This window comes from Capnocytophaga sp. G1920, assembly GCF_051417515.1.
Map to the genome: position 1 here is coordinate 46,266 of NZ_JBPRKH010000016.1, position 12,251 is coordinate 58,516.

Genomic DNA, 12,251 nt, shown 5'->3' on the forward strand with positions numbered 1-12,251 from the left:
AAGTAAAAAGATGTTAGCTAATCAAAACATTTGCTAATCTACTAATCTGCTAATTTCTAAATTAAATTGCGTGCGTAACTCGCTTTTAATTCTTATCAGGTTTATAGAGTGATTGCTTAAAGAGCTCATCGGGTTTCATTGCCAAAATTTTCAACATAGATTCCTCTTTGTGATTTTTGGCATAGGCTTGTACTATGCGCAACCCTATAAATCTACCTATTTGTCCTGGTGATTCGTTGTCTAATTCTAAGTAAAACTTGGAGAAGGGAGCTGGATACAAAAAGCGGGTGAGCAGTTTCTTATCTGTTTGATATAGCAATTCTTTTTCTATAAAATAACGCCATATCTCAGCTTCGTTTGCCTCAGCCCAAGCGTACTTCTTTGCGTCATACCGCAAAAGGTCAGCGGGTGTTTTTTTGGGTAATAGCTCACTTTCTAGATAGAGCTTTTTGCCCTCGTAAATCATATTGTCCAAGAAAGTGAGGTGTATGCCACGAGGTACGAGTTTATCGGCAAAAGCATCAGCTACATCTATCACAAGGTTTTTCTTGTCTAAATCAGCCCTGATGTACTTATCCATATCTTGGTAGTATTTGTGTTGAGTTCCTAAGTAATTATCTGTGCCGATAAGTAAGAGACTATCGGCATAAATCACTCGGGTTTCATAAGCTACCCTACTGATGAGCATCACAACCTTAGGTGGCTCAAACTTGGGGAAATAGTACTTAATATGCTGAAACAAGTTCTTAATCTCTTTCTTTTCAGCAGAAAGTGTACCTACACTCTTTTCAATTTCTCCGTACAAATCGGCATAATGCAGATTCGCAAAAGCAGGAATGTCAGGGAAGATAGAACCCTTGCGTATCTCACACCACTCTTCGGGAGTAACGCTCTGAGTAAAAAAATAAGGATACTGTGCACTTAACTCACCCATTTTTGCATCGGAAGTTTTCATAAAGAGCGAATCAAGACGTATCCAATCAAAGTCCATCGGAATCGCTGCTATTTCTTTCTCTTTTTTGTCACTACAAGCCATTGCTAATAGCAGACTTGTAAAAATAAATATTTTCTTTATCATAGTATTTGTTATTAGTCGTTAGTTTTAGCTCTTAGATTATTATCCAAATCGGCTATTATCCCACACCAAAAAACGGCATATCTGTTCCTCTTTGGGTGCAAAGATAAAGCAAATTTATCAATTTAACAATTAGTTGTCAGCCTTCAGCCTCGTATAACTAGTCTGGCTCGCACAGGTAACCACCTATCGTACTGCAACCAATAATAAGAAAAGTCGTTCAGCACCTTGCCAAACGACCTTTCTCAAATATTAACCCTCTAAAATTATTTCTTCTTTTTCTTCTCAAAATTCACCGCACACGAGTCGATTTCCGATACGCGCAAAGTGTTTACCATTCCCTTGCCTTGCATTGGCATCGACACGAGACTTATCATTATATCACCCATATCCACGTAGCCTTTTTCGTTGGCAATGTGGTTAATGTCTTCAATAAGCTCATCAGTAGAGACAAAGCGGTCGTAGTAGAAAGTAGTTACCCCCCACAAGAGGTTCAACTGGGTGAGGATACGCTTGTTGGCAGTAAAGATGAGAATGTGCGAATTAGGTCGGTACGACGAAATGCGGAAAGCAGCATATCCACTGTTTGTAAGCGAAGTAATCACTTTGGCATTGGTGTCGTTCGCCATCTTGGCTGCGTGAAAACAGATAGTGTTAGTTACATAGCGCAACGAACGGATAAAAGGTGTAACAAGTGGTACTTGTATCAAATTCGAATCCTCTACACTCTTGATGATGCGAGTCATTTGTTGGATTACCTGTACAGGGTATTTTCCTACCGAAGTTTCGCCTGAAAGCATTACCGCATCAGCACCGTCCATTACTGAGTTTCCTACGTCGTTTACCTCAGCACGAGTAGGTGTCAAGCTGGAAATCATACTTTCCATCATTTGGGTAGCAATGATTACCGGAATGTGGTGTGATTTAGCTTTGCGCACCAATTCTTTTTGGATAAGAGGTACTTCTTCAGCAGGGATTTCTACTCCAAGATCACCACGGGCAACCATAATCCCATTACAAGCTGCCATAATCTTATCAATATTCACCAAGGCTTCTGGCTTTTCTATCTTGGCAATGATAGGAATTTCGTGACCTGCATTCTCTTTGATGAGGTCTTTTAAATCCTGAATGTCTTCGGGGTGACGCACAAACGAGAGCGCAAACCAGTCTACGTCTTGTGTGATAGCAAAAAGGGCATCACGCACGTCTTTTTCGGTAAGCGCCGGAAGCGAAACTTTGGTGTTAGGCAAGTTCACGCCCTTTTTAGATTTCAGCGGACCGCCTTGCACTACTACCGCTACTACCTCGTCTTCGCGGTTGGTCGATTCTACTTCAAAGATGAGTTTCCCATCGTCTAACAAGATACGTTCTCCGGGGTTCACATCGGTAGGGAACTCTTTGTAGTTCATATACACACGCTCTTTGTTGCCTACGAAAGGCTCTCCGGTAACGAAAGTAACTCGGTCACCAGGGTATACCGTAGCGTCGTCTTCCATTACCCCTACACGCAATTTAGGACCTTGTAGGTCAGCGAGGATAGCTGTATGAAAGCCGTTTTCTTCGTTGATTTGGCGAATCATTTGCACGCGGTTGCGTACATCGTCGTAATCGGCGTGCGAGAAGTTGATGCGGAATACATTTACCCCCGCAACCATCATATCTCTTATCACCTCAGGACTCTCGGTCGCTGGACCTAAGGTCGCTACAATCTTTGTTTTCTTTGTATTTAACATTCTTGAAAAATCAATTTATATTTTTTATCTAAGGTATCAATTGCTATTTCTCGTGCGGTAGTGGCAGGCACTTCACGAAGCTGATTTAAAATTTTCGGTATATCCAGCCGCCCTTCAGTATCTATCTTCAAAAAGTAATCTACCTTCTTTTCGTTCTCAACCAAATATTGCACCTGTGGCAATTCTTCAAAAAGGGTAACCACAGCGGTAGGAGCTTGTGTATCTTGCAGTTTGTTAGCTATACAATGCCAAATAATATCCGCAGAGGTGTCCTCCCAAGTATAATAAGAAAACTGTCCTCCCGAAGGCATCGTCAAACAAGCCTTTCCTTTTGTCTTAGCCAACTGCAAATGTAGCGTTTTATTTAAGAAATACGCCAGCTGATAGTCTTCCAAATGGGTGTGAAGAGCGATAAGTTTATAATCGCAAAAAAACTCTGTCGATAGCTTCAGTTTTGCCATAACCAGTCATTTCGGGTGCAAAGATACAAAACAATTCACAATTAGCAATTAACCATTGATAATTTTAACTTACTAACGGAACTTACAATAATATCTATAAAACAAAAACCTAAACACCGCATTATGCTAAATGTTTAGGTTCTAAGTTAATCTTCCCTTCTCAATTCCTTTATTTTGCAATCGCCTGTATGGCTCATTCCCGCCTGTCGTGCTACAACTGCCTGTCGTTCTACGACCTCACACCAATTACCTTCCCATATATATCAGCAATATACTGATATCCGCTGGAGATACCCCACTGATGCGCGAGGCTTGCGAAAGGGTAACAGGGCGTATCTTTTTCAGCTTTTCGCGCCCTTCAAACGAGAGCGATACTATCTTGTCGTAATCGAAGTTGTCGGGAATACGCATACTCTCCAAGCGGTTGAGTTTATCAGCATTATTGCGCTCTTTTTCTATATAGCCGGCGTATTTCACCTCCACTTCCGCACAGGTTTTCTCTTCTTCGGTAAGTTCGTTCTTCTTTATATATTCGGCAATACGGTCTATAGTCTCAAAGTCAGCAAGAGTTACATCTGGGCGAGAAAGTACCTTTTGGAGCTTGTCGCCTTGTCTCATTGGTGAGGACTCGTATTTTTCGAGTATAGGGTTTACCTCTTCGGGGGTAACACTCAATTCCTTTATATAAGTGATAAATCCACTCACCTTGCGTTCTTTGGCTTCCCACGCACGATAGCGCGCTTCACTTACAGTACCTATTTCATACCCTAACGGAGTCAATCGTCTGTCAGCATTATCCTGTCGCAAGAGGGTGCGGTATTCAGCACGTGAGGTAAACATACGATAGGGCTCTTCGGTGCCTTTGGTGATGAGGTCATCAATCAAAACTCCTATATAAGCCTCGTCGCGTTTCAGTACAAAAGGAGCTCGCTCGCGTATTTTCAGCACCGCATTCACCCCTGCCATCAGTCCTTGTGCAGCGGCTTCTTCATAGCCCGTAGTTCCGTTGATTTGCCCTGCAAAGAACAAGTTTTCTATGAGTTTCGTTTCAAGCGTATGTTTCAGCTGGGTAGGCGGAAAATAGTCGTACTCTATCGCATACCCTGGACGGAAAAACTTCACCTTCTCAAAACCTGCTACCTGACTCAGGGCAGCATATTGCACTTCTTCGGGCAAAGAAGTCGAAAAGCCATTCACGTACATCTCTACGGTATGCCAGCCTTCGGGCTCTACAAAAAGCTGATGATGGTCTTTGTCGGCAAAACGATTGATTTTATCTTCTATCGAAGGACAATAGCGCGGTCCTACCCCGTGGATAATGCCCTGAAACATAGGCGAACGGTCGAAGCCTGTGCGCAATATATTATGTACACGCTCGCTGGTGTACGTCATATAGCAGTCTTTTTGCACTGCGAGCAGCTGTGTTTCAGCAGAGAAAGAAAACTTTTGTGGATGCTTATCGCCCGGTTGAGGAATCATCTTACTGAAATCAAGCGAACGCCCATCTACACGTGGAGGCGTACCTGTTTTCATACGTCCCGCCTCAAAACCGTGTTGTACGAGGCACTCGGTGATGCCGTATGCTGCAGGTTCACCTGCACGCCCTCCGCCAAACTGTTTCAGCCCTATGTGCATCACTCCGTTCAAGAAAGTACCATTGGTGAGCACTACACTCTTCGCTTTGATAGTAATCCCCAACGAAGTGCGTACTCCTACTACTTTGTCTTTCTCTATCAGAAGGTCGTTTACCATTCCTTGAAAGAAATCAAGTGTAGGCAGACTTTCCAACTGCAATCGCCACGCTTCCGAAAAACGCATACGGTCAGATTGTGCACGCGGACTCCACATAGCAGGACCCTTCGATTGGTTGAGCATCTTAAATTGAATGGCGGTTTTATCAGTGATAATCCCCATATAGCCCCCCAAGGCATCTATTTCACGTACTATCTGCCCTTTGGCAATACCTCCTACAGCAGGGTTACAGCTCATTTGGGCGATATGTTGTAAGTTCATAGTAATCAGTAGTGCGCTGGCTCCCATATTGGCAGCCGCAGCGGCAGCTTCAGCACCTGCGTGTCCTCCGCCTACTACTATCACATCATATTCAGTTGTAAACATTTGTCTAATTTGCAAATGTGCTAATCTGCTAATTTGCTAATTTTTCTTTAGAAGTTTATACAGTTCTTTGATACTCTTTTCGAAGCGTTTGATGAGTTTAGGATTAGTTACTTTACTGCGTAACTGAGGTTGTTCATACCAAGCGGTATCAGCTCCTGCCCTACTATGACTCAGTTCCAATTGGTTGTCTATATTTACAATGAAATAATAATCAGAAGGAAAATAAGCGTCTTTTTCATCAAAGAACACAATAGATTTCGGTAGATAAAAATCTCCATATTCATAGGTAGTGTGAGGTTTTTCAGTATTCCACACTACAGCATACTTAAAACCTTTGGTGTTGTTCCAGAAAGCCCACGACGATGTTTTCTGAGGAAGCTCAAAAATCTGCAAGGCATCTTCGGGAATGAAAGCACTGAGTTGTATGATTTTATTGAATAAATCAACGGTAATCACCTCGTTTCTTAATGGGTGACCGTGTAGTTTCCTCTCTCTGTAATAGATTCTTGGCATAACAATTCAAACTCTTTTAAGTGTGCAAAGGTACAAAATAAAATCATAACTAAAAAATGATACGCAAAAAATAACATTTTTTCTCTTTCTAAATATCATTTTACAACCGTTTCACATTTCCCTTAGTTTTTTACTGGAATTTTACAAAAAAGTCGTACAGGTTATCGGTTTCGGAAAGGTTGAGTTTTTTGCGGATACGGTAACGGGCAGTTTCAACCCCACGAATGGATACACCTTGCATAGTGGCGATTTCTTTGGTGGTGTAATTAAGCCTTATCAGTACGCAAATACGCAAATCGGTGGTGGTGAGTGAAGGGAAACGCTCTTTGAGATTCTTGAAGAAGTTCTTGTGAATCATATCGAAGTTTTCTTGGAATACTGCCCATTGGTCTTCTTCTGAGATATTCTCGCGGATATGTTGCAAAATGAGATGACTTTTGGCTTTACTTACTTTCTGGTTGTCCATTAGTTGTTCGAGCTCTACTACGAGATTGGTAAGGAACTCGTCGCGCCTGATGTTTAGCATAGTGGCTTCGGCAAGAGCTTTACTCTTGTACTCTAACTGGTTGGCGAGCATTTGGTTTTGGAGTTTAGTTACTTCTTGTTCGCGTGACTCGAGCAGGCGTTGGCGACGTATTCTTTCACGCAAGAAGGAACGCTCTTTTTTCTTCATTTTATAACGAAAGTAGATAGCTGTTGCTACAATACTTACCCCGATGAAGCTGACGAAATACAATATATAAGCCCAAAGGCTTTTATACCAAGGGGTGGTGATTTGAAACGGGAGAGAATAGAGGGAGAGCTCTTTGTTTAGTTCGTTGAGTACTTTTACCTTGAGCCTGTATTTACCAGGGGGGAGATTTTGATAGCTGATGCTAAAATCGGGGTCGGCTTGCGTCCACCGCTTGTCATACCCTTCTAAGACGTACCACAGTTGGTAATGTTCTTTACTAAAATTGGGATACTGAAATTGGAACACCAAATTGTTTTTGGCGTAAGGGAAAGAAGGATTGGCGGTAATTTCTTCCAAAAGATATTGGTCGGTATCGCGGTCGTAGGAGCGGAGGCTTTTTAGGCTGAGATTATAGGGGTAGGTGGTTTGAGGGGTGTTATCGGTATAACGGGCGATACTACCGTCCAAACAAAAGAAAGAAGCACCATCGGAGGAAACGAATACTGAGGCACGGTCTTCGGTGGTGGGGTGTTGGAGGTCATCGAAAGCAATCTTTTCGGTTATTTTGTATTGACCATCGACAAAGGAAACTAAAAAGTAATCGGTGGCAGTGATAAACCAGAACCGATTATCGTTTACGGGTACTATATTGCGGGTTTTGGTGAGCTGAGGGAGTTGCTCATTGAGCATCGCATAAGGTACAATTTCTTGTTTATCGTCGTCGTAGTAGTAGAATTGAGAGCCGTCGGCAAAGACTATTTTTCCGCGTATTTTGAGGAGGCGGAGGGCTTCTTTGGTTTTAGGTTTATTGAACACTGTTTTGTGTTTCACCTTTCTTAGGTCTTCGGTAAGTGAGAGTTTGCAAACGCCTTTATAGATGTGATTCGTCCAGATGTTGCCCATAGGGTCTATTTCGATGCGATAAGTAAGGTCGAAGAAGCCATCGACGATATGTGAGGGCTCCCACTTGCCAGCTTTGTCTCTCTTGTAAATAGTAAGTACAGAATACGAAGAGCCGACGAGCACCTCCTGACCGTGAATCATTCCCTTCTTTAAATCCATACCTCCGACGCCTACATTGCTGAGGGGGCGTAATTGGTCACCTACGAGTTCGGAGACGCCTTTGTTATGTCCTACAAATAACTGGTGGTCGTACTGCTTTACGAACCACACTTGGCTTGAGAAGTTGGGCAGTTTGTTGAGTTTTCCGTTAGTAAGGGAAAAGACCCCTTTATTAGAGGCTAAGTAATAAGAGTTGCCTTGCTCAGCCATATCGCTGATGAGCTCGACATCGCCATTCAAATTTAAGAAGCGGAGTTTGCTAGGGGTTTCAATCATAGCGATACCGTTGTCTAAGGCTACCCAGAGGTTGTGCTGGACATCTTCATAAAGCCCGAGTACGGTGTTATTGTTCAGTCCGTTTTTCTTGTGGATATGCCACAGGAGTTTACCTGTACTGACATTGATGGCATACAAACCTTCGGAAAGGCTTCCCAAGATGAGGTTTCCTTTATCGGTAATGAGCGCGCGGTTGAGACTAATAGAGGGTAATAGAGCGTCGATATCGGTAGTGAACTTGCGCAACTGGTCGGTTTGAGGGTTGAAGAAGAACAATCCGTTCTTATCGGTTACCAGAAGGAGTTCTTTTTGATAGGGGATAGTAGCGATTACCAAGCCTCCTAAGCTATTAGTAGAGAGTTTTGGGTGGAGGCGATGCTGAGGGTCGATGGTATAAAAGTCGGCATTTACGCCTTGCATATAGAGGGTATTGCCGTCGGAGAACATTGCAAAAGGGGCGGGTTTAGGGCTGAAAGCGCGTACTTGCTTGCCGTCGAACACAAAATAGGAGGAAAAAGTTTGGAAGTAAATTTTATCTTGATGCTTGAATATGCGCCAGACTTCATCGTTGTGAAAGCGGTAATCTTTGAGTTGGTCTTTTAGAGAAGTGTAGACCAATTGGTTTTGAGCATTGCGCTGGAAGTAGCCAAACTCTTCGAAAGAGCCTACATAGACGCGCAGTTTGGAATCGTTATTATCGGCAAGAACAGAACGGGCTATTTTTTTCTGGGGCAGATAGTGGAGTTGCCATACCTGTCCGTCGAAAGTAAGTAGCCCTTGGTTATTAGCCACGTAGAGGACGCCCGTTTTGCATTGGCTTATTTGCCAATTTTGCAAGCCTGCCTTGTATTGAGTTTGAGAGTAGTTATAGATAGGTGGGACAAAGGGCAAGTCCTGATTTTGGGCTGTTGTGGTGGGGAAATGCCCCAAAAGAATGATAAGTAAGATGATGAAGTGCTTCATATCTATCGCACAATAGTGAGCGACAAAGGTACGAAAAAAAATTAAATAATGTGTATTGGATAGGTAAAAGATAAAAGATAAAAGGTAAAAGATAAAAGATAAAAGGTAAAAGGTAAAAGATATGAGGGAAATTAGAAAATTAGAAAATTAGAAAATGAGGAAAAGAGGAAATGAGAGAATAAAAGAAAAATCAATTAAAAAAATAAATAATTTAGGTGTGAGTAAAAAGTAGTGATGGCTATTAGGTTGAAAGACAAGGTTTGTCAGGAGGTAGAGCGGGGGTAAGATAAAGGTAGGGTGAACGATGAGTGGCTCTACAGTGGGTCTACAGTGGGTCTACAGTGGGTCTACAGTGGGTCTACAGTGGGTCTACAGTGGGTCTACAATGATGATTAATCAAATTATAATCGAAGATTAGTTGAGTTTATAGCGCTACTATCTGCTAATATCATTGGCTATTGGTTAGATTTGTCGGACATAAAATAACTAAGGTGAATCCGATATAAGAAAAGTGTAGCTTACGCTACAGAAATCTTACAATTCTTTACAAATCAAACAAATAGGCAACAAGTTGCTTTTAGACACATATTCTGCTATGCCAGCTCGCAAACTACACACAGATTACACGGATTGCACGGATAGTTTTTCAATTGACAATTGACAAATGTGATGCGCACGGATTGGCAACTTCGTTGCTGGATTTCACGGATTATAATACAAATACAATTGTAAATCAGTATTGTATATATTGAACAGATATTATAGTCAAATAAAAATAGATTACGACTCAATAGACTTGTTTTTAGAGGGCGATTTGCAAATCGCCCCTACAAAATATACTGAAAAAGCGACTGATTATCAGTCTATCAATTTTACTAAGGGTCGTAGCACGACGAGGTGAGAGCTACACGAGCAGGTGGAAAATTAGAGAATTAAAAAATGAGGGTGTGTAGTTAATCGGAGTTCTCAGAAAATCTCGGAGAGGCTCAGGACATCACTGATGACTAAAAACTAAGTACTAAATTTTGCTAATTTACAAATTAGTTATTATCTTTGTCGCCAGATTACTAATGGAGAGAATTGCCTTAGCAGAGTGATTGCCTTAATAGGGTGAATTGCCTCACATACTCAGCTGCGCCAGCTCGCTGACTTTGCTCCTAAGACATAACACAAAACTTGATTTATATTAAGAACTAAATACTAATGAAAACATTGCGTACTTACAGCGATTTTAAAGAAATCGTTTTTGATAAGAAAGAAGTGGCTATTAGCAAAGAAGCTAAAGCCCTCATTGAAGAGAGTTACGCTTTCTTAAAAGACTTTGCAGAGAACAAAATCATCTATGGCGTGAATACGGGCTTTGGACCGATGGCGCAATACCGCATTGAAAAAGAAGACCAATTGCAGTTGCAATACAACCTTATCCGCAGTCATAGTTCGGGCTCAGGGGAGGTGTTTGATGAAGAAACCGTGCGTGCGGCTATATTGTGTAGGCTTACGAGCTTGTCGTTAGGCAAATCGGGGGTGCATATAGAGGCTATTGAACTGATGCGCGACCTATTGAACTACCGCATTACCCCGCTTATTTTCCAACACGGAGGCGTGGGTGCTAGTGGCGACCTTGTGCAGTTAGCCCATCTCGCCTTAGTGCTCATAGGCGAAGGAGAAGTGTTCTACAAAGGCGCGCGCAGACCTACGGCTGAAGTATTTGCCGAAGTGGGACTCAAACCGCTACAAATACATTTGCGCGAAGGACTTTCGCTGATGAACGGCACGTCGGTAATGACGGGCTTGGCAGGGGTGAATGTATATTACGCACAAAAGCTATTGGATTGGACAGTGAAGTTCACAACGGCTATCAACGAGCTAGTACAGACTTATGACGACCATTTTTCATCTGAATTAAACAACGCCAAACAACATACTGGGCAAAAAGAAATCGCCCGAATGATGCGCGACTTCTTGCACGACAGCAAGCGCACCCGCAAACGTGCAGAACATCTTTACAAAGGGCAACACAACGAAACTGTATTTAAAGAAAAGGTACAAGAATACTACTCCTTACGCTGTGTGCCACAGATACTCGGGGCTGTATACGACACCATTGCGCATACTGAGCGCATCGTAGAAGAGGAACTGAACTCGGCTAACGACAACCCAATAGTAGATGTGCCTACCCAACAGGTATATCACGGGGGTAACTTCCACGGCGATTATATATCCCTTGAAATGGACAAGCTTAAACTGGTAGTTACCCGTATGACAATGCTTGCTGAGCGACAGCTCAACTACCTTTTGAACCCTAAAATCAACGAGCTATTGCCACCATTTGTGAACGCAGGGAAATTGGGCTTTAACTTCGGTATGCAAGGAGTACAGTTTACCGCTACTTCTACCACTGCCGAAAACCAAACCCTCTCTACCTCGATGTATGTGCATAGTATCCCGAACAATAACGACAATCAGGATATAGTGAGTATGGGTACCAATGCGGCGACCCTTACCCATAAAGTGATAGACAACGCTTTTCAGGTGCTTGCTATTGAGGCTATCACCATTGCGCAGGCTATCGATATCTTGGGCTGTTATGATGAGCTTTCGAGCACTACAAAAGAATGGTATAACGAAATAAGGGAGATTATACCGTTCTTTAAGGATGATTTGGTGTTTTATACTTACTTGAAGGAAACTACATCGTGGTTGAAGAAATAGAATGTTTTTCAACTTTGGCAAAGTTTGAAACCAAAACTGTAAGGAAGATTTATAAAGCACTGATTTTTAACTATGTTTTTTTTGTAGAAATACTGTGTAAGTATTATCTTTGCAAAAAAAAAGTTATGACCACTATAATAAAGAATAGAAAAAGAATTTCAAATATCTTTTCTAAGATAGAAGATAAAGAGTTAGAATTTCTTGTAAAAGAAACAGGAGTCGATAAATATAGCAAAAAACTTAAAGGAATAGAAATATTTAAGTTGCTAATTTTCGGTGCTTTGACAGATGATAGAGCTAGTCTAAGAACCTTTGAAAACTTTTATATCACAAATTTCTTTAAAATGATTGCTAAGATATCACTTACTAAAGTCATATCACATAGTAGCATTGCAGAAAGGATTGCTAAAATAAATGTAGTTTTCTTTGAAAGACTTTTTGCTTATTGCGTAAAGAAGTATGCACCTTTTTTAGAAGAAGGAATTACTTCTAAAATAAGTAGTTATGATTCTACAATAGTGAGTATCTCATCCAAACTACTCCATTTAGGAATGCAAAATGGACAGAAGAATAAAAAAGATGAGCAAGGAAAGCTAAGCTTAAAATTCACCATTGGATTTTCAAACTTACCATTCAAGTGTAAAATTCATCACCAGCAAGAAATG

At 41.6% G+C, this 12,251-nt stretch carries 8 protein-coding genes; 2 read left to right on the plus strand and 6 right to left on the minus strand.

The genetic code is table 11. From position 1 onward, the window contains the following. Positions 1–85: 85 nt before the first annotated feature. The 6 genes from ACSQ7D_RS09695 to ACSQ7D_RS09720 form a co-directional block, all read right to left on the minus strand. Positions 86–1,078, minus strand: coding sequence for a gliding motility lipoprotein GldB (locus tag ACSQ7D_RS09695; protein WP_278589971.1), 993 nt, complete (start codon positions 1,076–1,078; stop codon positions 86–88). Positions 1,079–1,341: 263 nt separating this feature from the next. Next, complete coding sequence (gene pyk / locus ACSQ7D_RS09700) at positions 1,342–2,808, minus strand: pyruvate kinase (RefSeq protein WP_437136110.1); 1,467 nt, start codon at positions 2,806–2,808, stop codon at positions 1,342–1,344. Further along, positions 2,802–3,269, minus strand: a complete 468-nt coding sequence (locus ACSQ7D_RS09705; protein ID WP_437136111.1) for an IPExxxVDY family protein — start codon at positions 3,267–3,269, stop codon at positions 2,802–2,804. The genes pyk and ACSQ7D_RS09705 overlap by 7 nt, the downstream gene beginning before the upstream one ends. Positions 3,270–3,515: 246 nt before the next feature. After that, on the minus strand, positions 3,516–5,387 hold the full coding sequence (mnmG, locus tag ACSQ7D_RS09710; RefSeq protein WP_437136112.1) for a tRNA uridine-5-carboxymethylaminomethyl(34) synthesis enzyme MnmG: 1,872 nt from the start codon (positions 5,385–5,387) through the stop codon (positions 3,516–3,518). Between the two features lie 36 nt (positions 5,388–5,423). Further along, positions 5,424–5,900, minus strand: a complete 477-nt coding sequence (locus ACSQ7D_RS09715) for a hypothetical protein (RefSeq protein WP_002674818.1) — start codon at positions 5,898–5,900, stop codon at positions 5,424–5,426. Between the two features lie 130 nt (positions 5,901–6,030). After that, positions 6,031–8,874, minus strand: coding sequence for a triple tyrosine motif-containing protein (locus tag ACSQ7D_RS09720; RefSeq protein WP_437136113.1), 2,844 nt, complete (start codon positions 8,872–8,874; stop codon positions 6,031–6,033). A 1,203-nt stretch (positions 8,875–10,077) separates the two neighbouring features. Between ACSQ7D_RS09720 and ACSQ7D_RS09725 the strand changes: the two genes are divergently transcribed. Together ACSQ7D_RS09725 and ACSQ7D_RS09730 are read left to right on the plus strand one after the other, a co-directional pair. Next, a complete protein-coding gene (locus ACSQ7D_RS09725; RefSeq protein WP_437136114.1) occupies positions 10,078–11,586 on the plus strand; it encodes an HAL/PAL/TAL family ammonia-lyase in 1,509 nt (502 codons plus the stop codon). A gap of 125 nt (positions 11,587–11,711) precedes the next feature. Beyond that, positions 11,712–12,251 (plus strand): hypothetical protein (locus tag ACSQ7D_RS09730; protein ID WP_437135700.1); only part of this gene is annotated, 540 nt, incomplete at its 3' end.

Excerpts from the sequence above, each read along its gene's own strand:
- ACSQ7D_RS09695 (WP_278589971.1), bottom strand. The coding sequence starts at position 1,078 with ATGATAAAGAAAATATTTATTTTTACAAGTCTGCTATTAGCAATGGCT.
- pyk (WP_437136110.1), bottom strand. The coding sequence starts at position 2,808 with ATGTTAAATACAAAGAAAACAAAGATTGTAGCGACCTTAGGTCCAGCG.
- ACSQ7D_RS09705 (WP_437136111.1), bottom strand. The coding sequence starts at position 3,269 with ATGGCAAAACTGAAGCTATCGACAGAGTTTTTTTGCGATTATAAACTT.
- mnmG (WP_437136112.1), bottom strand. The coding sequence starts at position 5,387 with ATGTTTACAACTGAATATGATGTGATAGTAGTAGGCGGAGGACACGCA.
- ACSQ7D_RS09715 (WP_002674818.1), bottom strand. The coding sequence starts at position 5,900 with ATGCCAAGAATCTATTACAGAGAGAGGAAACTACACGGTCACCCATTA.
- ACSQ7D_RS09720 (WP_437136113.1), bottom strand. The coding sequence starts at position 8,874 with ATGAAGCACTTCATCATCTTACTTATCATTCTTTTGGGGCATTTCCCC.
- ACSQ7D_RS09725 (WP_437136114.1), top strand. The coding sequence starts at position 10,078 with ATGAAAACATTGCGTACTTACAGCGATTTTAAAGAAATCGTTTTTGAT.